The organism is Promicromonospora sp. NPDC110617, from assembly GCF_055598465.1.
In genome coordinates this window covers 435,447-455,659 of the sequence record NZ_JBVKBM010000001.1, presented here as the reverse complement: position 1 = coordinate 455,659, position 20,213 = coordinate 435,447, and the positions used below count along the sequence as shown (strand labels likewise).

21 protein-coding genes are annotated in these 20,213 nt (G+C 71.9%); 8 read left to right on the top strand and 13 right to left on the bottom strand.

Annotated features, from left to right (window positions below; genetic code table 11):
• Positions 1 to 25 precede the first annotated feature (25 nt).
• The gene (locus ACZ7LE_RS01950; RefSeq protein WP_470401712.1) at positions 26 to 2,332 is read right to left on the bottom strand and encodes an ATP-binding SpoIIE family protein phosphatase; all 2,307 of its coding nucleotides are present in this window, start codon (positions 2,330 to 2,332) and stop codon (positions 26 to 28) included.
• Between the two features lie 387 nt (positions 2,333 to 2,719).
• Between ACZ7LE_RS01950 and ACZ7LE_RS01945 the strand changes: the two genes are divergently transcribed.
• Positions 2,720 to 3,199 carry an STAS domain-containing protein gene (locus ACZ7LE_RS01945; protein WP_397390825.1) on the top strand — a complete coding sequence of 160 codons (480 nt, stop codon included), beginning with the start codon at positions 2,720 to 2,722 and terminating at the stop codon, positions 3,197 to 3,199.
• A 112-nt stretch (positions 3,200 to 3,311) separates the two neighbouring features.
• On the opposite strand, the gene fbaA is transcribed toward ACZ7LE_RS01945, so the two are convergent.
• The 4 genes from fbaA to ACZ7LE_RS01925 form a co-directional block, all read right to left on the bottom strand.
• Positions 3,312 to 4,331, bottom strand: a complete 1,020-nt coding sequence (gene fbaA, locus ACZ7LE_RS01940; RefSeq protein WP_377230822.1) for a class II fructose-bisphosphate aldolase — start codon at positions 4,329 to 4,331, stop codon at positions 3,312 to 3,314.
• Between the two features lie 191 nt (positions 4,332 to 4,522).
• Positions 4,523 to 5,773, bottom strand: a complete 1,251-nt coding sequence (locus ACZ7LE_RS01935) for an MFS transporter (RefSeq protein WP_470401711.1) — start codon at positions 5,771 to 5,773, stop codon at positions 4,523 to 4,525.
• Between the two features lie 46 nt (positions 5,774 to 5,819).
• Positions 5,820 to 6,470, bottom strand: coding sequence for a hypothetical protein (locus ACZ7LE_RS01930; protein WP_470401710.1), 651 nt, complete (start codon positions 6,468 to 6,470; stop codon positions 5,820 to 5,822).
• Positions 6,471 to 6,550: 80 nt separating this feature from the next.
• Positions 6,551 to 7,177 carry a TrmH family RNA methyltransferase gene (locus ACZ7LE_RS01925; RefSeq protein WP_470401709.1) on the bottom strand — a complete coding sequence of 209 codons (627 nt, stop codon included), beginning with the start codon at positions 7,175 to 7,177 and terminating at the stop codon, positions 6,551 to 6,553.
• A 31-nt stretch (positions 7,178 to 7,208) separates the two neighbouring features.
• Between ACZ7LE_RS01925 and ACZ7LE_RS01920 the strand changes: the two genes are divergently transcribed.
• The 4 genes from ACZ7LE_RS01920 (at position 7,209) to ACZ7LE_RS01905 (ending at position 9,552) form a co-directional block, all read left to right on the top strand.
• Positions 7,209 to 7,982, top strand: a complete 774-nt coding sequence (locus ACZ7LE_RS01920) for a VTT domain-containing protein (protein ID WP_470401708.1) — start codon at positions 7,209 to 7,211, stop codon at positions 7,980 to 7,982.
• A gap of 149 nt (positions 7,983 to 8,131) precedes the next feature.
• The gene (locus ACZ7LE_RS01915; RefSeq protein ID WP_470401707.1) at positions 8,132 to 8,437 is read left to right on the top strand and encodes a hypothetical protein; all 306 of its coding nucleotides are present in this window, start codon (positions 8,132 to 8,134) and stop codon (positions 8,435 to 8,437) included.
• Complete coding sequence (locus ACZ7LE_RS01910; protein ID WP_470401706.1) at positions 8,434 to 8,709, top strand: type II toxin-antitoxin system RelE family toxin; 276 nt, start codon at positions 8,434 to 8,436, stop codon at positions 8,707 to 8,709. The genes ACZ7LE_RS01915 and ACZ7LE_RS01910 overlap by 4 nt, the downstream gene beginning before the upstream one ends.
• Positions 8,710 to 8,775: 66 nt before the next feature.
• Positions 8,776 to 9,552, top strand: a complete 777-nt coding sequence (locus ACZ7LE_RS01905; protein WP_285101866.1) for an HAD-IIA family hydrolase — start codon at positions 8,776 to 8,778, stop codon at positions 9,550 to 9,552.
• Between the two features lie 49 nt (positions 9,553 to 9,601).
• Here the strand turns inward: ACZ7LE_RS01905 and ACZ7LE_RS01900 are convergent, their stop codons facing one another.
• Complete coding sequence (locus ACZ7LE_RS01900; protein WP_470401705.1) at positions 9,602 to 10,327, bottom strand: type III secretion system chaperone family protein; 726 nt, start codon at positions 10,325 to 10,327, stop codon at positions 9,602 to 9,604.
• Between the two features lie 82 nt (positions 10,328 to 10,409).
• On the bottom strand, positions 10,410 to 10,985 hold the full coding sequence (gene pyrE / locus ACZ7LE_RS01895) for an orotate phosphoribosyltransferase (RefSeq protein ID WP_182620223.1): 576 nt from the start codon (positions 10,983 to 10,985) through the stop codon (positions 10,410 to 10,412).
• A gap of 109 nt (positions 10,986 to 11,094) precedes the next feature.
• Between pyrE and ACZ7LE_RS01890 the strand changes: the two genes are divergently transcribed.
• The gene (locus tag ACZ7LE_RS01890; RefSeq protein ID WP_470401704.1) at positions 11,095 to 12,192 is read left to right on the top strand and encodes a magnesium and cobalt transport protein CorA; all 1,098 of its coding nucleotides are present in this window, start codon (positions 11,095 to 11,097) and stop codon (positions 12,190 to 12,192) included.
• Positions 12,193 to 12,229: 37 nt separating this feature from the next.
• Here ACZ7LE_RS01890 and ACZ7LE_RS01885 read toward each other — a convergent pair whose 3' ends face one another.
• Genes ACZ7LE_RS01885 through ACZ7LE_RS01870 form a run of 4 tightly spaced genes read right to left on the bottom strand, consistent with a single transcriptional unit; the run spans position 12,230 to position 16,067 of the window.
• Positions 12,230 to 13,009, bottom strand: coding sequence for an SDR family NAD(P)-dependent oxidoreductase (locus tag ACZ7LE_RS01885; RefSeq protein WP_470401703.1), 780 nt, complete (start codon positions 13,007 to 13,009; stop codon positions 12,230 to 12,232).
• Between the two features lie 10 nt (positions 13,010 to 13,019).
• Entirely contained in the window at positions 13,020 to 14,522 is a 1,503-nt protein-coding gene (locus ACZ7LE_RS01880; protein ID WP_470401702.1) for a tripartite tricarboxylate transporter permease, read from the bottom strand.
• Entirely contained in the window at positions 14,515 to 15,069 is a 555-nt protein-coding gene (locus tag ACZ7LE_RS01875; protein WP_470401701.1) for a tripartite tricarboxylate transporter TctB family protein, read from the bottom strand. Before ACZ7LE_RS01875 ends, ACZ7LE_RS01880 begins: the two co-directional genes overlap by 8 nt.
• Entirely contained in the window at positions 15,066 to 16,067 is a 1,002-nt protein-coding gene (locus ACZ7LE_RS01870; RefSeq protein ID WP_470401700.1) for a Bug family tripartite tricarboxylate transporter substrate binding protein, read from the bottom strand. The genes ACZ7LE_RS01875 and ACZ7LE_RS01870 overlap by 4 nt, the downstream gene beginning before the upstream one ends.
• A gap of 191 nt (positions 16,068 to 16,258) precedes the next feature.
• On the opposite strand from ACZ7LE_RS01870, the gene ACZ7LE_RS01865 reads away from it, so the two are divergent.
• Together ACZ7LE_RS01865 and ACZ7LE_RS01860 are read left to right on the top strand one after the other, a co-directional pair.
• A complete protein-coding gene (locus tag ACZ7LE_RS01865) occupies positions 16,259 to 17,629 on the top strand; it encodes a sensor histidine kinase (RefSeq protein ID WP_470401699.1) in 1,371 nt (456 codons plus the stop codon).
• Entirely contained in the window at positions 17,626 to 18,333 is a 708-nt protein-coding gene (locus tag ACZ7LE_RS01860) for a response regulator (protein WP_470401698.1), read from the top strand. Before ACZ7LE_RS01865 ends, ACZ7LE_RS01860 begins: the two co-directional genes overlap by 4 nt.
• A gap of 50 nt (positions 18,334 to 18,383) precedes the next feature.
• Here ACZ7LE_RS01860 and ACZ7LE_RS01855 read toward each other — a convergent pair whose 3' ends face one another.
• Both ACZ7LE_RS01855 and ACZ7LE_RS01850 read right to left on the bottom strand, forming a co-directional pair.
• Positions 18,384 to 18,803 carry a rhodanese-like domain-containing protein gene (locus ACZ7LE_RS01855; RefSeq protein WP_470401697.1) on the bottom strand — a complete coding sequence of 140 codons (420 nt, stop codon included), beginning with the start codon at positions 18,801 to 18,803 and terminating at the stop codon, positions 18,384 to 18,386.
• A gap of 155 nt (positions 18,804 to 18,958) precedes the next feature.
• A complete protein-coding gene (locus ACZ7LE_RS01850; RefSeq protein ID WP_470401696.1) occupies positions 18,959 to 19,963 on the bottom strand; it encodes an isopenicillin N synthase family dioxygenase in 1,005 nt (334 codons plus the stop codon).
• Positions 19,964 to 20,213: the final 250 nt, after the last annotated feature.

Genomic DNA, 20,213 nt, shown 5'->3' with positions numbered 1-20,213 from the left:
ACCAAAGGTCCCCCCCGCCGGTCCGCTACTTCGGCGGTGTCGGCTGACGGCGCAGCTTGGCCCAGACCAGCTTGCCCGAGCCCGACGGACGCCAGCCCCACTCGGCCAGCCGGTCGACGATCTGCATGCCGAACCCGCCCAGGCGGTTCGGGTGCCCGTCGGTCGCGACCGGCGGCGCCGGGTTGTTGTCCTCGACCTCGATGCGCAGCCCGTCACCCGTGTCGTACAGGCGCAGCGCGATGTGCCCCCAGCCGTGCAGCACGCCGTTCGCCACCAGCTCGGAGACCACCAGCTCGGCCTGCGCGGACTCCTCGATGCCCCACGCCTGGCAGGTGCGCAGCACGGCGTGCCGGGCCCGGCCGATCGAGGACGGCTCGCTCGGCAGCATCCAGCGCCGCCAGCGCGGCGACAGGGCCGTCTCCGCGGCGTCGCCCGCCGGGTCGGGGATCCGGACGACGACGATCGCCACGTCGTCCTCCGGCGCGTCCGCCAGCCGCGAGAGCAGCTCCTCGCCCACGCCCGCCGCGTCGCGGGCCGTGATCGCCGACGCGGTCTCCAGCAGGGCCTCCAGGCCCAGCCGCAGGGACCGGTCGCGGCGCTCGATGAGGCCGTCGGTGTAGAAGAGGAGCGTGTCGCCGGGGTGCAGCTTGGCCTCGCCCGTGGTCCGTTCCCGGGAGCCGAAGCCGACGAGCGCGCCGCCGCCGTCGTCCAGCTTGATCACCTCGCCGGCGCGCAGCAGGAGCGGCGGCAGGTGGCCCGCGCGCGAGTAGCCGACCGTCCAGGTGTCCGGCTCCTCCTCGCGCTGCAGGGAGGCGTACACCATGCTCGCCGAGCGCGGGATGCCCATGCCGGCCACGAGCTGGTCCACGCGTTCGAGCACCCGGCTCGGCGTGGACAGCTCGAACGCGTAGGAGCGCACCACCGAGCGCAGCTGGCCCATGGTCGCGGCGGCCTCGACGTCGTGCCCGACGACGTCGCCGATCACCAGCCCGACCAGCTCCGGCGAGATCTGCAGCACGTCGTACCAGTCGCCGCCCACCTGGGCGTGCTCGGCGTTCGGGGCGTAGTAGGTCCACACGTCGAGGCCCGCGACGTCGGCCTGCTCGGGGAGCATGGCGCGCTGGAGGGTCTCGGCGAGGCGGTGCTCGCGCGCGTACATCCGCGCGTTGTCGATGGCGCTGCCCGCGCGGCGCGCCACGACCTCGATCACGGTGCGCAGGGTGTCGGGCTCGTCGGCCTCGACGTAGTCGCCCGGCTCGTCCTCGTCCGGCACGATGACCACGAGGCCGAGCACGTCCCGCCGGCCGGCGACGGGGTGCACCACCACGGAGTCCGGCGCCTTGCCCAGCTCGTCCGCGAGCCGGAGCGTCAGGTCGCGCTGCAGCCAGCCCGACGCCGAGTGCGGTGCGTGCGGGATGTCGAGGTGCAGCGTGACGGGACCGTCCAGCACGCCGTCGAGCACGTCCTGGACCGAGTCCACGACCTCGAGGATCGGCATGGGGCCCGTCGTCACGGAGTCGCCGAGGGCGTCGGTCTGCGGCCGGCGGCGCTGCGTCTTGTCCGCGATGTTGTCGCCCTCGATGTACCGGGCGTGCCGGCGTCCCCGGCCGCTCGGCGGCGCGGCGACGTCGACGCCGGCGGCGTGCTTGAGGCCGTCGTCGTTCACGTAGAAGCCCGCCCAGCGCACCATCGACTGGAGCAGCTCCGCGATGTCGCGCAGGGCGTAGGGGTACTCGAGGTCGGTCAGGATCTCGGTGGTCTGCGCGATGAGGTCGAGGTCCTCGCGCTGCTGCCGCTCGATCTCCAGGCTCGCGAGCTGGGCGGCGTGCCGCTCCATGTGCTCGGAGACGTCCACGCTGAACCCGACCCAGTGCGTGATGCGGTCGTCGTGCCCGGCCCGTGCCGGGGTGAGCGTGAGCTGGGCCCAGCCGTGCGTGCCGCCCCGCAGGTGCGACCGCACCGTCGCGTGCACCTCCTGGCCCGCGTTCACCAGCTCGGTCATCCGCTCCAGGTCCTGCGGCTCGACGAGCATCTCGCCGAGCCGGCGCACGGTGTACCCGGCGAAGTCGCTGAAACGCACGCCGGCGTAGCGCTCGAACGCCTGGTTGGCCCAGAGCATGGGCATGCCGTCCTCGGTGGGACCGGTCAGGAACACGGGGAGCCCGACAGTTACGGCGGCGCGCAGCACCACGTCGCCGACCGACGGCGGAAGGGTGCGCGGGATGCCCGTGCCCGAGAGCCGGGAGCGCGGGTCGGTACCCGGCGCCCTGTGGGTGCCGCCCGCCGGCGTGCCGGACGGGATGCTCGGCGGCACGCTGGCGGCCGGCGGCACCCCACGGCCGTGGGCGTGCCCGCTCCCCCCGTTCCGGTACCCCGGGTCGTCCGAGGACGCATTCACGGGTGCGTCAGATCGTGCGTTCGATGATGCGTTCGGGGTTGCGCTCGGCGTGTCGCCGGATGTTCCGCCGGTGATGCCGTTCGACATTCCGTCCTGGGTCGGACCGAGGCCGAAAACGGAAAGACCGGGATGGCGCGGCGGCGGAGAGGACGGTGTCAGACCGGATGAATCGGTCAAAATGCCCTCCCTACGGTATCTCATGCTCGAGGTGCTGTTCCAGCAGGACATTCAACCGTAGATTGGGACAGTCCGAGATCTGAACCTCAACCTCTATCATCGGACCGATACAGCGTCACGACCACCGCTCCCGGAAGGAGAACCGTGCAGGACGGAACCTATGACCCGCCGCGCGGTCCGCAGGGCGGGAGCCCCCAGGACCCCGGACATCAGACCCCCGAGATCGGCGATCCTGCGAGCATCCACGTCATCGTGGGCCGCTCGCGCGCACGGATCGTCCTCTCCGGAGAGATCGACGCCGACATCGGCGGCGACCTGCACGAGGCGACGGCGGCGGCCGAGGAGTCTCGTCTTCCCGTCGAGATCGACGCGCACCACGTGACCTTCATGGACTCGTCGGGCGTCGCGTTCCTCGCCCGCCTCGCGAGCCGCAGCCCGCACCGCGTGCGCGTGCTGCGGGCTCCGCCGACGGTTCGCTTCCTGCTGGAGGTGACGCGGATCGGCGACCTCCTCGACATCGTGGACGAGGACCCGGGCTTCGAGCTCGACGACGACGGCCCGTCGGGCCCGCCCTCGGGCACCACCCCGGCCCCGGCCAACGTAGGCGGCCCGCCCCAGTCCTGAACGCGGGTACCCCTGGGTGCCGTAGTGAACTGAATGATCGGCAAAAGGTCAGGTGGTCGGCAGCTCGAGCTGCCGACCACCTGACCTTTTGCCGATCAAGCGAGCAGGATGCTCACATCTTGTGGCCGGCCGAGCGGAGCTGCTGGCAGGCCTCGACGATGCGGGCGGCCATGCCGGCCTCCGCCGTCTTGCCCCAGGCGCGCGGGTCGTAGGCCTTCTTGTTGCCGACCTCGCCGTCCACCTTGAGCACGCCGTCGTAGTTCTTGAAGAAGTGGTCGGCCACCGGACGCGAGAACGCGTACTGGGTGTCGGTGTCGATGTTCATCTTGATGACGCCGTTGTCGACGGCGGCGGCGATCTCCTCCGCCGTCGAGCCCGAACCACCGTGGAACACCAGGTCGAACGGCATCTCCTTGCCGATCTCGGCGCCGACGGCCTTCTGGATGTCGAGCAGGATCTCCGGGCGGAGCTTCACGGCGCCCGGCTTGTACACGCCGTGCACGTTGCCGAAGGTGAGGGCCGTGAGGTAGCGGCCCTTCTCGCCGGCGCCGAGGGCCTTGATCGTGGCCAGGCCGTCCTCGGGGGTCGTGTACAGCTTGTCGTTGATCTCGGCGGTGTGGCCGTCCTCCTCGCCACCCACGACGCCGATCTCGATCTCGAGGATCGTGCGCGCGGCCTGCGACAGCTCGAGCAGCTCGGCGGCGATCACGAGGTTCTCCTCGATCGGCACGGTGGAGCCGTCGAACATGTGCGACTGGAACGTCGGCAGGCCGCCGTTCTTGACCTGCTCCGCCTCGATGGCCAGCAGCGGCTTGACCCAGGAGTCGAGCTTGTCGGCCGTGCAGTGGTCCGTGTGGATGGCGATGTTGACGCCGTAGCCCTTGGCGACCTCGGTGGCGTACGCCGCCAGCGCGAGGGAACCCGAGACCCGGTCCTTCACCGTCGAGCCCGACGCGTACTCGGCGCCGCCCACGGAAACCTGGATGATGCCGTCCGACTCCGCCTCGGCAAAGCCCTGAAGTGCGGCAGTAACGGTCTGCGACGAGGTGATGTTGACCGCGGGGTAGGCGAACTTGCCGGCCTTCGCCCGGTCGATCATCTCGGCGTAGACCTCAGGGGTTGCGATGGGCATCTGCGAAACTCCAAACGAATGATGAGATGGGCGGTCGCGAGCGTGTCCAGGGCCGCCCGGGGATGCACCTTCGATCTTGCCATGATCCACAGGCAGTCGTGTGCGGTCGTTCGACAGTCGAACGGCCGAAACACTGTGGTTTCCGACTTTCGAAGTGCTCCGGACGGGCCGTGAGCGTGCTCCGGACGAGGTCAGCCCGACACCTGGTCGGCGGGCTGGTCCTCGGGGTTGCGGCTGCGGATCGGGGTGAAGAAGCCGACGCCGACCACACCGAGGTAGACGACCGCGACGGCGAGCAGCGGACCCGAGGCGCCGAACCGGTCCGCCGCGGCGGTGAGCGCGGCGGCGCCCAGGGGCGCGAGGCTGTAGTGGATGGTCCAGAAGGCCGCGGTGACGCGCCCGAGCAGCGCGTCGGGCGTGACCAGCTGGCGCAGCGACATCGAGGAGACGGCCGCGAGCATCAGCCCGAACCAGAAGCCGAGCACGGCGGCGCCCAGGACCAGCACGTCCTGGCTCAGGGCCAGGACCGCCGCGGCCACCCCGCACAGCGTCATGGCGCCGAGCCACAGGGCGCCGAACCCGAGCGTCCGGCGCAGCCAGGCGGACAGGGCCGCCGCCACGCACGTGCCGACGCCCGCCGCGGCCATCACGTACCCGACCACGGCCTCACCCTGTCCCAGGCCGTGTCGCACCTGGTAGATGATCACGTCGGTCATGCCGTAGGTGAAGAACGTGGTGATCGTCAGGAAGACGGTCAGTACCCGCAGCACAGGATGGCTCCACAGGAACCGGGCACCGGTCACGAACCCGGTCCGCAGGTCCCGGCCGAGGCCCGGCCGGTCCGCCGGGGTCGCGGCGGGCGCCACCCGCGAGAGCCGGACGGCGAGGAGCCCGAGCGCCGAGATGCCGAAGGTCGCCGCGTCGATGGCGATGGCGGCCGTGACGCCGACCGCCGCCGCGACCAGCCCGGCGAGCGCCGGCCCGCCGATGCTGGCGAGCGAAGCCGTGGCCTGGAGCTTGCTGTTGGCCTCGGCGACCCGGTCCCGGCCCACGATGGTCGGCACGGCCGTGATGTACGTGATCTGGAAGAGCTGCCCGAACACGGCCGCCACGGCCGCGACGGCGAAGAGCAGCCACACCTGCGGCTCGATCGCCCAGACCACGGGGACGGCCGCGAACAGGAGCAGGCGCGCCACGTCGCACGCGACGAGGAGTCGGCGGCGGTCGAACCGGTCGACGATCGCCCCGCCGACGAGCCCCATCAGGAGCGACCCGGCGGCCATGACGCCGGTCAGCAGGCCCATCTGCACCAGCGAGCCGGTGGCCTCCAGCATGAGCAGCGGGAACGCGATCACCGAGAACGAGTCGCCCAGCACCGAGAACGTCTGGGTACCCCAGAAGACGAGGAAGTTCCGGTCACGCGTGAGGGGTCGCCGGTTCACCCGTCGATCCTGTCCGAGCCGCTTGCGGCGGGCAACGGATTACCGGTCAGTGACCAAGCGTGCGCAGCATCGCGACGGCAATGGAGCCGAGCGCAACGAGGATCGCGAACACCCATTCGGGCACGGTCAGGCGGACGGCGCCCACCCGCACCTGCGGGGTGAGGTTCCTGGGGGCGCGCACCTGGACGCGGATACGTTCCAGACGCGCCGCGAGCTCGACCATGGGGCTCTTGCGCCTGACGAGCCTCGCCTGCCAGGGCCGCTCGACGAGCTTGATCGTCGCGGCCTCGCCCTGGTGGTCCGTCACGACCAGAGCGGTGTCGTCATGCCCGACCGTCGCCACGTCGCCCCACGAGTAGTCGTGCTGCTTCGCCCCGGAACGGATCGACAGGCGCACGCCGTCCGCCCGGACGGAGTTCCCGTCGCCGACCAGCATGACGAAACACAACGCGACGGTGACAGCGGCGGCGACCCACCCGTCGACCACCCGGCCCTCGGTGTGCAGGAACCACCTGTCGACGGGGTAGTGGGCGAACACGAACGGTATGCCCACGAAGATCGGCAGCAGCACCACCCTCAAGCCCCATACGGAGAACCGGGAGGGCCAGGTGTAGTTGGGGCCGTTCTGCGCCCGGCTGCCACCGTCGTGGGCGCTTCCGGCCCACTTCGCCCGCCCGACCGGATATTCCGTGACCATTCGGCTCTCCTTGCGCTCGCCGCGGCTCTACGGCCACGCAGGCAGGAGGCTAGCGGTCGGCGGAACCGGCCCGACACGCCTCAGGCGTGCTGTTCCATCCAGGTGTGCATGGCGATCGCCGCCGCCGCGCCCGCGTTGATCGAGCGGGTCGAGCCGTACTGGGTGATGTGCAGCACGACGTCGCACGCGGCCTGCGCCTCCGCCGTCAGGCCCGTCGACTCCTGGCCGAACAGCAGCACGCACTCGCGGGGCAGCGCGCGCCCCTCGATGGGCACCGAGCCGGGCACGTTGTCGATGCCGACGATCGGGAGGCCGCCGGCCCACTCGGCCAGCGCGGCGGCGTCCGGGTGGTGGGTCACGTGCAGGTAGCGGTCGGTGACCATCGCGCCGCGGCGGTTCCAGCGGCGTCGGCCCACGATGTGCACGCCGGCCGCGTTGAACGCGTTGGCCGTGCGGACCACGGAGCCGATGTTGAGGTCGTGCGCCCAGTTCTCGATCGCCACGTGGAACGGGTGCCGGCGCGTGTCCAGGTCCGCGACGATCGCCTCCACGGTCCAGTAGCGGTACTGGTCGGCCACGTTGCGGCGGTCGCCCTCGGCGAGCAGCTCGGGGTCGTAGCGGGGGTCGTCGGGCCGGATGCCGGGCCAGGGCCCGACGCCGACCTGCGGCTCCGCTCCGGGCGAGGTCTCGGCAGGCTCGCTGGTCATGCCGGTCATTGTGCCCCGCTACGCTCGGTGCATGCTGACGACCGCACTCCCGGAAGTCGTGTCCGGACTGGCCGCCGCCTCTGTCCACACAGCGCCCGTGCCGCAGCTCCTGGGCATCGACTGGATGGACCCGAACTACCTCATCGAGCGGTTCGGGGACGCCGCGCTGGTGGGCATCGCGCTCGTCATCTTCATCGAGACCGGGCTGCTGTTCCCGATCCTGCCCGGCGACTCGCTGCTGTTCACGGCGGGTGCGCTCGTGGCGCAGGGCACGCTGCAGATCAACATCGCGGTGCTCTGCCTCATGCTGTTCGCCGCCGCGTTCCTCGGCGACCAGACCGGCTACCTGATCGGCCGCAAGGCGGGCCCCAAGATCTTCGACAAGCCGGACTCGAAGCTCTTCAAGCGGTCCTACATCGACCAGACCAACGCCTACTTCGACAAGTACGGCGGCCGCACCATCATCGTCGCGCGGTTCGTGCCGATCGTGCGCACCTACGCCCCGGTCGCGGCCGGCGTCGGCAAGATGTCGTACCGGCACTTCGTCACGTACAACGCGATCGGCGCGCTGCTGTGGGCGGTCGGCGTGACCCTGCTGGGCTTCGTGCTCGGCAACTTCACGTTCGTCAAGGAGAACATCGAGGCGCTGCTCGTCCTCATCGTGCTCGTCTCGGTGATCCCGATGATGGTCGAGATCTGGCGGGCGAGGCGCGCGGAGAAGGCGGCCGCGGCGGCCGCCCCCGAGGCGGCCGCGCCGTCGGACGACGCCGCCCTGACGGGCGCGCAGCGCGACCCGCGGTCGTAACCAGGGGGACCGCGCCGGGCAGGCGCTGCTGCTCGGTGAGGGGTACGGAGAGGTAGCAGTGCTCGCTCTCCGTAACCCTCCCGGAGCTGCAACCGTTGCCGCGCCGGGGTGATGTGCCGCGGACACACCAGCGATGTACCTTCGTTGGCATGAGTGACGATCTGGCGAAACATATCTCCACCGACCTCTACGTGCCTGAGCTGGTGGACCTGCGGGAGCTGGGAGAGGCCACTGCCGCGCTCGTCGATCGAGTCGCCTCAGACGCGCAACGGATCGGGATCGTGCGTGACGGCAAGGTCGTCGCCGTCCTGATCGACCACGACGACGCGAAGATCTTCGAGACGCTCGAACTCCGCGCAGAGGAGGGATGGCTCACGCGCGTCAAGGAGCACGAGCCCGACGACGGCAAGCGATACACGGCGGACGGCGACCCGATACCCGGGGAGAGTCCGTGAGCAAGCGATACAGCATCACGTACCGGAACTCGGCCCTACGCGACCTGGACAAGCTTCGCAAGAACGACCAGCGCGCGGCCGACAAGGTCAGGGCAGCCATCGACAAGCTCGCCGACGACCCTCGCCCATGGGGTTCGACCAAACTCTCCGGGCACGCCGAGTACCGGATCGCCGTCAACGACCACCGGGTGATCTATGAGATCAGCGACTCACAGGTGACCGTCACAGTGGTCAAGATCGGGAACCGCAGAGACGTCTACCGGGGATGGTGACCCGCCTTCAAACAGGCTCCGGCGGCGGCGCGGGCCTTTCGTGTCCGAGACACTAGGCTGGCGCCCATGATCGAGCGGACCACCGAAGCCTGGCTCACGGACATGGACGGCGTGCTGGTGCACGAGGGCACGGCCCTGCCCGGCGGCCCCGAGTTCATCAAGGCGCTGCGGGACAAGGAGCTGCCGTTCCTGGTCCTGACCAACAACTCGATCTTCACGCCGCGCGACCTGCGTGCCCGGCTCTCGTACAGCGGGATCGACGTGCCGGAGGAGAACATCTGGACGTCGGCGCTGGCCACGGCACAGTTCGTCGCGGACCAGATCCCGAACGGCAGCGCGTACGCCATCGGCGAGGCCGGCCTGACGACGGCGCTGCACCAGGCGGGCTACACGCTCACCGAGTCGGACCCCGACTACGTGGTGCTCGGCGAGACCCGCACCTACTCGTTCGAGGCGATCACCAAGGCGATCCGCCTGATCGTCGACGGCGCCCGGTTCATCTGCACCAACCCGGACGTCACCGGACCGTCGCAGGAGGGGCTCCTGCCCGCCGCGGGCTCGGTGGCCGCCATGATCACGGCCGCGACGGGCCGGCAGCCCTACTACGTGGGCAAGCCCAACCCGGTACTGTTTCGGTCCGCGCTCAACCTGATCGGCGCTCACTCGGAGTCGACCACCATGGTCGGCGACCGCATGGACACCGACATCCTGGGCGGCATGGAGGCCGGCCTGCAGACGTTCCTGGTGCTCACCGGGTCGACGTCGATCGAGGAGGTCGAGAAGTACCCGTTCCGGCCGAGCCACGTGGTGAACTCGATCGCGGACATCGTCGATCTGGTCTGACCCAGCCAGGCATGACCCGGCCGGGCCCGGCCCGACCCGGCAGGAGTCGTCAGGTCAGGCCGGGGATCCCGAACCCGTCGATCGTCCCGCCCGACTCGAAGCGCGGGCCGCCCTTCTCCATGGGCAGCACGATGCGCGCGACGTCGGCGACCCGCTTGGCCCGCTCGGTCAGCGACGTCGCGTCCGTGCGGCCCGGGCGCCACAGCAGCACCGACGGCCCCTCGATGCGCAGCCGGGAGCCGTGGAAGTCCGGCAGCATCACGATGTTCGCGAGGCGGGCGTCCAGGGCGCGGCGCGCGAAGAACTCGTCGGAGGTGCGCACGAGCCACTGGCCGTCGAACGCGGGGTTGTCGATCTGGACGTCCTGCGCACCGAAGAGCTTCTGCCACTTCTCGCGGAGGCCCTCGGGCGACAGGTCGACCACGGGCTCCCCCGGGAGCGCGTCGAGCGCCACCACGTGCGCCGTGCGGCGCAGCCCGAGGCGGCGCGTGTCACCCTCCGTGCCGGACCGCCACGTGTAGGTGAACGAGACCATGTCGAAGCCGTCGACGTTCCCGCGGACCACGTCGCGCGCCGTCCGGTCCAGGCCGACGCCGAACGGCCGTCCGCTCCACCGCTGGGCGAGCACCGGGTCGGTGCCGACGTACTCCCAGCCGTTCGCCTCGGCCCACCGCTCGACGTCCTGCGCGCGTCCGCGCCCCATGACGCGCACCGCAGCGATGGTGAAGACGACGACGCCGACCACGAGCAGGACTAATGCGACAAATGGCCCCATGAACTTAAAGATACAGTAGGGCTAGGCAAAAGTCTCCACGAGGGAGTGATATGGGGACGGCCTGTTCGCGCCAGAAAGGGCCTCAGGCGAGGCCGAGGTCCTCGAGGCCGTAGAGGTAGTGGTACGGCACCCCGAGCGCCTCGATCTTCTCGCCCGCGCCGGTGGCCCGGTCGACGATCGTGGCCACGCCCAGCACCTCGGCGCCGGCGGCCCGGGCGGCCTCGATCGCCGCGATCGGCGACCCGCCCGTCGTGGTCGTGTCCTCGACGACGACCACCTTGCGGCCCGCGATGTCCGGGCCCTCGATCTGGCGCTGCATGCCGTGCGCCTTCGCCGCCTTGCGCACCACGAACGCGTCGAGATCCTGCCCGCGCGAGGCCGCCGCGTGGAGCAGCGCGTCCGCGATCGGGTCGGCGCCCAGGGTGAGGCCGCCGACGGCGTCGATCTCGGCCGTCCCGAGCCCGACCTCCTCGAGGTGGTCCAGGAGCACGTGCCCCACGAGCGGGGCGGCCCGGTGGTGCAGCGTGATACGGCGCAGGTCGACGTAGTAGTCGGCCTCCTTGCCGGAGGACAGGGTCACCTTGCCGTGCACCACGGCGAGCTCCTTGATGAGCTCGGCGAGCTGCTCGCGCGGGGTCGGGGAGAAGTCAGCGTTCACGGTGCAAGGGTACGTCGCGCGCCCCGACCGCAGCCTCGCGCCGCCGGGCCCCGGATGCCGGATGCGGACCGCGGCCCGGGTTGCCGTCCGACTCTGGGAAGGTTCTGCTGTGAGCATCATGGACAACGCGGTGTACGTGGACGGCAGGCGCACGGCCAACCCGGCCAGCATCGAGGAGACCTGCGAGACGACCCGCGAGCGCGGCGGGATCGCCTGGGTGGACCTGGCCTGGCCGGCGCCGAAGGAGATCGAGGCCGTCGCCGCGGAGTTCGACCTGCACCCGCTAGCGGTCGAGGACGCGATCCACGCGCACCAGCGCCCCAAGGTCGAGCACTACGACGACGTGCTGTTCGTGGTGCTGCACCCCGCGCGCAGCGTGGACGACGACGGTGACGGGCACGTCGACCGCGTCGAGTTCGGCGAGGTGCACGCGTGGGTGGGCCCGGACTTCGTCGTCACGGTCCGGCGGTCCGTCACGCCCGACCTCGGCGCGATGCGCGGCCGGCTGGAGCAGGACCCGGACCTGCTGCGCCTGGGGCCGGTCGCGATCCTGGCGGCGCTGCTGGACGAGGTCGTGGACACCTACCGGCCCGTGGTGACGCGGCTGCGCGGCGACATCGACCAGATCGAGGACCAGCTCTTCTCCCGCGACCCGGAGGTGTCGTTCCGGATCTACGAGGCGACCCGCGAGGTGATCGGCCTGCAGCGTGCCACCGGCCCGCTGGTCGAGATGCTCCAGGACCTCTACGACGCCAAGCGGGAGTACGCGGACGAGCAGTCCGCCGCCGCGCACCCGGACGACGGCCCGCACCCCGACGGCGACGCGCAGGACCACCGCTGGGTCGAGCTGCTGCGGAGCCTGCGCAACGTGCTCGACCACGCGATCAAGCACTCGGAGACCTCGGACACGTTCCGGTCGCTGCTGACCAACGCCCTCAACGTGCACTCGACGCTGGTGACGCAGGAGCAGAACGAGGAGTCGCGGCGCATGACGGAGATCAGCCTCAAGCAGGACGAGCAGATGAAGAAGATCTCCGCGTGGGCGGCCATCCTCTTCGCGCCCACGCTGATCGGCACGATCTACGGCATGAACTTCACGCACATGCCCGAGCTGCACTGGACCTTCGGGTACCCGCTCGCGATCCTCGGGATGATCGGCCTGGGCGGGATCTTCTACTGGATCTTCAAGCGGGTCGGCTGGCTCTGACGGTGGAGGCGCGCGCCGGGCGGCGGGCCGGGCCGCCTCAGCGGTAGCTGCCGACCGCGCGCACGGCCCAGCGCGGCATGATCCGCAGGGCCGCGGAGGCGACCTTGTAGCGCACCGAGGGCGTGGAGAGGACGACGCCGCGGCGCACGTCCGCGAGCGCCGTCCGGACCACGTCCTCGGCCTCCAGCCAGCCCCACTCCGGGATGACGGCGGACTCACCGATGCCCGCGCGCGCGTGGAACTCGGTGTGCGTGAACCCCGGGGACAGCAGTGTCGCGGTGACGCCGGTGCCGCGGAGCTCGGCGGCCAGCGACTCGGTGAACGTGCGCACGTACGCCTTCGCGGCGGCGTAGGAGCCGCCCGCGGTGAGGGCGGCGACGGAACCGACGTTCAGGATCGCGCCGCGCCGCCGTTCGAGCATCTGCCCGACGGCGGCGTGGCTGAGCTCGACGACGGCCTTGACCATGACGTCGATGCCCCGGCGCTCGGTGGTGATCCGGCCCGTCGCGAACGGCGAGCTCGTGGCGAACCCGGCGTTGTTGACGAGCAGCCCGACGGGCCGCAGGTCGCCGTCCTCGGGCCGGCTGCCGACGACGGCGAGCCGCCGCGCGACCCGCGCGACGTCGTCGGGCACCGAGAGGTCGGCCGGCAGGACCTCGACGGCCACGCCGGTGGCGGCGCGGAGCTGGGCGGCGACGTCGGCCAGCCGCCGGTCGTCGCGCGCCACCAGCACCAGGTCGTGCCCGCTCCCCGCGAGCTGCCGTGCGAACTCGAGGCCCAGGCCGGCGGACCCGCCCGTGATCAGTGCTGTACCCATGGGGGGCACCCTAGGCCTCCTCGGCCCGCTCCCGGCGCTTGAGCCACAGGCCGACGACGAGGAGCACCACGATCGCGATGTACGCGGTCGCGGCGAACGGGCTGGTCACGAGGTAGGTCAGGTCGCCCTGGCTGATCGCGAGGGAGCGGCGCAGCCGGTCCTCCGCCATCGGGCCGAGGATCATGCCGACCACCAGGGGCGCCACGGGGTACCCGTACCGGCGCATGAAGAACCCGGCCAGCCCGATGAGCACCAGGAGCAGCACGTCCACGGGCGAGAAGTTCAGCGCGTACGAGCCCAGCGCGCCGAACAGGAGGATGCCCGCGTACAGGTAGTGCCGCGGGATGCGCAGCACCTTGACCCACATGCCCACCAGCGGCAGGTTCAGCACCACCAGCATGAGGTTGCCGATGTAGAGGCTGGCGATCAGCGCCCACACCAGGGCGGACTCGCTCTGCAGCAGCAGTGGCCCGGGCTGGATGCCGTAGGACTGGAACGCGACGATGATGATCGCCGCCGTCGCCGTGGTGGGCAGGCCCAGGGTGAGCAGCGGCACGAGCACGCCTGACGCCGCCGCGTTGTTCGCGGCCTCGGGCCCGGCCACGCCCTCGATCGCGCCCTTGCCGAACTGCTTGCGCCGCGGGCCGGCGAGCCGGCGTTCGGCGGCGTAGGAGAGGAAGGTCGCGACGTCGGCCCCGCCCGCGGGGATGGTGCCGACGGGGAAGCCGATCGCGGCGCCGCGCAACCACGGCTTCCAGGACCGGCGCCAGTCGTCGCGCTTCATCCAGGTGCGCCAGCCCTTCTCGACCGGGATGATCCGGACCGGGCCGTGCCGCATCCGGGAGCCCACGTACAGGGCCTCGCCCACGGCGAACAGCCCGACGGCGACGATCACGACGTCGATCCCGTCGGCCAGGTTGAGCACGCCGAACGTGAAGCGCTGCTGGCCGGTCAGCGTGTCGGTGCCGACCAGGCCGAGGAACAGGCCGAGGGCGAGCGCGGCGAGGCCGCGGGGCACCGAGGACCCGAGCAGCGCGCCCACGGTGACGAACGCGACCACCATGAGGGCGAAGTAGTCCGGCTCGCCGAGCTGCACCGCCCAGCGGGCGATCACGGGCGCCAGGAACGTCAGCGCCACGGTGGCGAGCGAGCCCGCCACGAACGAGCCGAGGGCGGCGGTGGCGAGCGCGGCGGCACCGCGCCCGGCGCGCGCCATCTTGTTGCCCTCGATCGCCGTGACGATCGAGGCGGACTCGCCGGGGGTGTTGAGCAGGATCGACGTGGTCGACCCGCCGTACATGCCGCCGTAGTAGATGCCGGCGAAGAGGATGATCGCCGCCGTCGGCTCCAGCGTGTACGTCAGGGGCAGGAGCAGGGCGATGGCCATGGCCGGGCCGATGCCCGGCAGCACGCCCACCGCCGTCCCGATGAACACGCCGAACAGCGCGTACAGCAGGTACATCGGGTGCAGCACGGTGGCGAACCCGTCGATCAGGGCCGAGAAGTTATCCACGGAGGAACGGCACCCCTTCCAGCAGCGGTCCGGCCGGGAGCGACAGCCCCAGCAGCCCGCCGAAGATCACTTGGATGACCAGGCCCAGCACGAGCCCGACCAGTGCGGCGCGCCACCACGGGCGGGCGCCCAGGATGACCGCCGCGCCCGCGAACAGGAGCGCGGCGGCGAACGGCCAGCCCACGACGTTGATCGCGAACACGTGGACCACCAGGACCACCACGAGCAGCACCACCGTGAGCCAGTCGGTCCGGACGGTGGGGTCGACGTCCTCGCCGCCCTCCTCCTCGCCGGCCCGGCCGCTCAGGATCAGGACGGTCAGCACGACGCCCGCGGCGACGAGCATGCCGCCCACCAGGTACGGGAAGGCCCGCGGGCCGAGCGTGTTGGTCGAGCCGGGGACCGTGATGCTCCCGGCGGCCACCAGCACGTAGGCCCCGAGGGCGGTCGTGGCCAGGGCGAGCACGAGCTCGCCCCACCTGCGGGGCGGCCGTTCGGCCGCCTCGGCCACGTCGGGCGCCCCGGGCGCCGTGCCGTCCGACGTCACCGGACGAGCCCGATGTCCTTGAGCACGGCCAGGGACTCCGCGATGTTGCCCTCGAGGTACGTGTCGAACTCGTCGCCGGCGAGGAAGGCGTCGTCCCAGCCCTTCTCCTCGAGCGTGGCCTGCCACGACTCGGACTGGGCGAGCTCGGTGACCGTGGTGGTCAGCGCCTCGCGCTGGGCGTCGTCGATCGTGCCCGGGGCGACCACGCCGCGCCAGTTGGTGAGGACGACGTCGTACCCGGCCTCGGTGAGGGTCGGCGTGTCGGGCAGGGCCTCGACCCGCTCCTCGCCGGAGACCGCGAGGGCCCGCAGCTCGCCCGCGGCCACCTGCTCCGCGTACTCGCTGACCCCCGAGATGCCCGCGCTCACGTTGTTGCCCAGCAGCGCCGCCAGCGACTCGCCGCCGCCGGAGTAGGCGATGTAGTTGAGCTTGGTGCCGATGTTCTCCGACGGGATGCCGCCGGCCTGCATGAGCATCCCCGCGAGGATGTGGTCGGTACCGCCCGCCGAGCCGCCGGTGATCGAGACCTTCTTGCCGTTCTCCTTGATGTCGGCGACGAGGTCGTCGACGTTCTGGTACGGCGACTCCTTCGGCACCACGATGACCTCCTGCTCCTCGGTGAGGCGCGCGATCGGGGTGGTGTGCTCGATCCGGGCCTGTGACTGGTTGGTCTCGACAGCCCCCACCATGACCAGGCCCATCACGAGCAGGGTGTTCGGGTCGGTGGCGTTGGCGATGTTCGCCAGACCCACCGTGCCGCCGGCGCCGTCCACGTTGGTGACCGTGGCCGAGCCGACCAGGCCCTCCCCCTGCAGGTCGGCCTGCATGGCGCGGCCGGTCTGGTCCCAGCCGCCGCCGGGCCCGGCGGGCACGACGATGCTGAGCTCGTCGATCGCGGCGTCACCGCCACCACCGTTCGACTCCAGGACCGAGCAGCCGGCGAGCGCCAGTGCCAGGACGATTCCGACGGGGGCAGCCCCGGACCGGATGATGCGCATGTCTCCTCCTCGAGCGGATGCGTGTGCGGACGGTCGGGGCCGGCTACGCCGCCGGTCCTCTGTCCGTCCGGGCGAGAGCGTAGGGAGCGGCGGCCGTAGCGGCCCGGTTCTGGTCGCAACGAAGGTTGTGGTCGTTTCGGTCACGCCGTGCGGCTACCGCCTCGACCGGCAAGCGGTGCACACTGGCCCCCGTGAGAAGAGCGATGACGCTCCGGGTGCAGCTCCTGGCGCTGCAGGTCGTCATCGTGCTCGTGCTCGTGTGCACGACCGGGCTCGTGGCCTCCACCCTGCAGGAACGACAGCTCCGCGAGGCCTACGTCGACCGCATGTCCGGCGTGGCCCAGTCGGTCGCGCGCCTGCCCGCGATCCACGACGCGTTCGACGACGAGGACCCGGCCGCGACCATCCAGCCGATCGCCGAGGTGATCCGCGAGGCCTCCGACGTCACCTACGTCGTCGTCACCGACGAGCACGGCGTGCGCTACTCCCACCCCGACCCCGAGCAGATCGGGCAGCGGGTCTCGACGGACCCGTCCGTGCCGCTGTCCGGCAAGGTGTGGACGGGCACCCAGACCGGCACCCTGGGCACGTCGTGGCGCGTCAAGGTGCCCGTCTTCGGCGACGCGGCCGACGACTCCACGCCCGCCCCGGTGATCGGCACCGCCAGCGTGGGCATCCTGGAGTCCGAGCTGCGCGCCGACCTGACCGACGACCGGGGCTGGCTGCTCGCCGCGCTGGCCGCGGCCGCCGTCGTCGGGGTGCTGTGCGCGGCCTGGGTGACGCGCCTGGTGCGCCGCCGCATCTACCTGCTCGAACCCGAGGACATCGCGACGCTGCTGGAGACCCGCGGGCTCACGGACGCCCTGCGCTCGCAGTCGCACGAGTTCGCCAACACCGTGCACGTCATCTCGGGGCTGCTGGAGCTGGGCCGCACGGAGGAGGCGGTCGCGTTCATCGAGCGCTCCGGCCACGGCGGGCTGCTCACCGCGTCCGCCGTCGCGCCGGGCGTCCGGTCCCCCGAGGTCGCCGCACTGCTGCTGGTCAAGGCGATCACCGCGCGGGAGCGCGGCGTCACGCTCGACGTCGCGGACGAGTCCGCGCTCGACGCGCCGACGACGCCGGACGGTTCGGCGCTGCACACCGACGTCCTCATCGTGCTGGGCAACCTGATCGACAACGCGGTGGACGCCGCGGGGCCGGACGGCCGGGTCCGCGTGCTGCTGCGTGCTGACGGGGCGCGGCTACGGCTCCAGGTGGACGACGACGGCCCCGGCATCCCCACGCCGCTGCACCACCAGGTGTTCAAGGCGGGGTTCTCCACGAAGGTGCCCGGCGACCGGGAGCACAGCCGGGGCATCGGCCTGGCCCTGGTCCGGCGCGTGGTGGACCGGCGCCACGGCGAGGTGGTGCTCGGGACCGGCGACCTCGGCGGGGCATGCGTGCGGGTCGAGCTGCCGGTGCCGGTCGCGGCGGTTGCCGGTGGGCGGGCGCGGGCGGGCGTGGGGGCTGGTGCGGGCTCAGGCGCTCGGGCGGGCGCCGGGACTGCGGAGGCCCGGTCGTGACCGAGCAGGCGCGGACGCTCGTCGTCGAGGACGACCCCGTGGTCGCGACCGTGCACCGGGGTTTCGTGGAGAGCCATCCCCGGTTCGTCGTCGTGGGCGAGGCGCGGACCGGGGCGGACGCGCTGCGCCTCGTGTCCGCGCTGCGCCCCGACCTGGTGCTGCTGGACCTGCACCTGCCGGACATCGGCGGGCTCGACGTGCTGCAGCGGCTGCGGATGCTGCCGGGGCCGCCGGTCGACGTCGTCGCCACCACGGCCGTCCGCGAGCTCGACAGCGTGCGCCAGGCGATGGCCGGCGGGGTGGTGGCCTACCTGGTCAAACCCTTCACGTCCGCGGCGCTGCGGGAGCGGCTCGACGAGGTGTGGCAGCGGCGCGAGGACGTGCGCCGGGCCCAGGACACCCTCGACCAGGACGAGGTGGACCAGCTCCTGGCCGGCCCGCGCTCCGCCGACCGGCTGCCCAAGGGACTCTCGGGCCGCAGCCGCGACCTGGTCCGGGCGGCGCTGGCGCGGCTGTGCGCGGGGGACGGCGGGGGCGGGGCTGCGGGTGCCGACGCCTCGGCGGCCGAGGTCGCCGAGGCGGTCGGGATGTCGCGCGTCAGCGCCCGCCGCTACCTGGAGCACCTGGTCACGGAGGGGTACGCCCAGGTGGCGCCCCGCTACGGCGCGACGGGCCGCCCGGAGAACCGCTACCGCCCGGCGTGACCCGCCGCCGTCCGCCGTCCGCCGTCCGAAGTGGCCTCGACAGCCGGGTGTCAGACCGGGGCCGTCAGCGGGTCCGGCTCCGGCTGGACGGGGCCGGTCGCCGTCTCGTAGGCGAAGCCCTCCCGGACCCAGTACTCGAACCCGCCGATCATCTCCTTGACCTCGTAGCCGAGCTTCGCGAACTCCAGGGCCGCCTTGGTCGCGCCGTTGCAGGCCGGCCCCCAGCAGTACACGACCACGGGCTTCTCCCGGTCGACGGTCTGCTCGGCCCGCAGGCGCACCTTGCCGCCGGGCAGGTGCACGGCGCCCGGGATGTGGCCCTGGTCCCAGCAGGTCGGGGAGCGGACGTCGACCAGCGTGAACGGGCTGTTCGCGGTCAGCGCCGCGTGGACGTCGCTGACGTCGGTCTCGAAGGCGAGGCGCCCCGCGAAGTGGGCGACGGCGGCGGAGGTGTCCTGGGAGATCGTCATGGCCAGAGTCTGCGGACGCCGGGATACCGGGGACAAGAGTCCGGATACGCACTGTTTCTGAAGCGTCCGTAAGGCTGGCTACTCCGTGCCACGTGTCAGACCCACAGGTCGCCCGAGGGATCGGTGAGTCTGACACGCGCGAGGGCGGGGGGTGCTCACGCCTGCTGCAGCAAGCCCGGGTGCTGGGCCTCCACCACGTTGGGGTGCGCCCGCACCCGGCTCTTGAGCCAGTTGTCGCCGAACACCGCGTGCAGCGGGTTCGCCGGGTCCAGCGTGACACCGGGCGCGGCGGCGCGGAGCGGCTCCGGCAGCTCGACGTCCGGGATGGTCGCGTCGAGCGCGGGCCCGTGGAAGTACGGGATCGAGATGCGCTCGGTGCCCGCCGGCGGGGACACGACACGGTGCAGCGTCGCCTTGAGGTAACCGTCCGTCGCGATCTCCAGCAGCTCGCCGATGTTCACGACGAACGCCCCGGCGGGCGGGACGACGTCGAGCCACGCGCCGTCCTTCTCGACCTGGAGGCCCGCCTTGCCGTCCTCGACCGAGAGCAGCGTGAGCACGCCGAGGTCCTTGTGCGCGCCGACGCCCTGCGCGGGCGCGGCCCCCTCGACCCCCGGGTAGCGCGCGATCTTCAGGTGGGGCGAGGGCCGCTCGAAGACGGCGTCGAACGTGTCCGACGGCGCGCCGAGCGACTCGGCCCAGGCTCGCAGCAGCCGGGTCGCGACGCCGTCGAGCCTGCTGAGCCACTCCTCGGCGACCTCGCGCAGGGCCGGCAGGGACTCGGGCCACAGGTTCGGGCCCTCCAGGACCCAGTAGTCGGGGACGCCGGGTCCGGCGGGCACCGCCGGCCGCTCGGCGCCGATGTCGATCTGCTCGCGCCGGTCCACGCGGCCGAGCGTGCGTTCGCCGCCCATCCGCGTCCAGCCGCGGAAGTGGGGGCTGTGGACGTTCTCGATCGCGCGCTTCTGCTCCTCGGGGAGCGCGAAGAACTCGCGGGCGGTGGCGTACGCGCGGTCGATCAGGTCGCGGGGGACGCCGTGGCCGACCAGGGAGAAGAAGCCGACCTCATGGGTCGCGCGCCGCAGCTCGTCGCGGAAACGGGCCTGGTCGCCGGGGTCGCCGTCGAGCAGCGAGAGGTCCAGTACGGGGATGCCGGGCATGGTGAGGGTCCTTTCGAGGGTGCCGGGGGTGCGCCGACGGCGGCCGCCCCGGCATCGCCGAGACCTCGCCCGGGTGCTCCGACGCCTCCGGACGGAGGAATGCGGGAGCCCGGTGCGCGTGCACAGGGATGCGATGTGAGCAGGAGCTGCTGTCGGCGGCGCGAGGAATCGCGCCAGGGGGTCGCCCGGAGGGCGACCGCTCAGCGGCGACAGCAGGTACAGAGGAAGGTGCTCACGATGTGAGACACGG

Bases quoted from the DNA above. Each gene is read 5' to 3' on its own strand.
- ACZ7LE_RS01870 (WP_470401700.1), bottom strand. From the start codon at position 16,067: ATGCGCATCATCCGGTCCGGGGCTGCCCCCGTCGGAATCGTCCTGGCA.
- fbaA (WP_377230822.1), bottom strand. From the start codon at position 4,331: ATGCCCATCGCAACCCCTGAGGTCTACGCCGAGATGATCGACCGGGCG.
- ACZ7LE_RS01850 (WP_470401696.1), bottom strand. From the start codon at position 19,963: ATGCCCGGCATCCCCGTACTGGACCTCTCGCTGCTCGACGGCGACCCC.
- ACZ7LE_RS01930 (WP_470401710.1), bottom strand. From the start codon at position 6,470: ATGGTCACGGAATATCCGGTCGGGCGGGCGAAGTGGGCCGGAAGCGCC.
- ACZ7LE_RS01920 (WP_470401708.1), top strand. From the start codon at position 7,209: ATGCTGACGACCGCACTCCCGGAAGTCGTGTCCGGACTGGCCGCCGCC.
- ACZ7LE_RS01925 (WP_470401709.1), bottom strand. From the start codon at position 7,177: ATGACCAGCGAGCCTGCCGAGACCTCGCCCGGAGCGGAGCCGCAGGTC.
- ACZ7LE_RS01915 (WP_470401707.1), top strand. From the start codon at position 8,132: ATGAGTGACGATCTGGCGAAACATATCTCCACCGACCTCTACGTGCCT.
- ACZ7LE_RS01905 (WP_285101866.1), top strand. From the start codon at position 8,776: ATGATCGAGCGGACCACCGAAGCCTGGCTCACGGACATGGACGGCGTG.
- ACZ7LE_RS01900 (WP_470401705.1), bottom strand. From the start codon at position 10,327: ATGGGGCCATTTGTCGCATTAGTCCTGCTCGTGGTCGGCGTCGTCGTC.
- ACZ7LE_RS01885 (WP_470401703.1), bottom strand. From the start codon at position 13,009: ATGGGTACAGCACTGATCACGGGCGGGTCCGCCGGCCTGGGCCTCGAG.
- ACZ7LE_RS01855 (WP_470401697.1), bottom strand. From the start codon at position 18,803: ATGACGATCTCCCAGGACACCTCCGCCGCCGTCGCCCACTTCGCGGGG.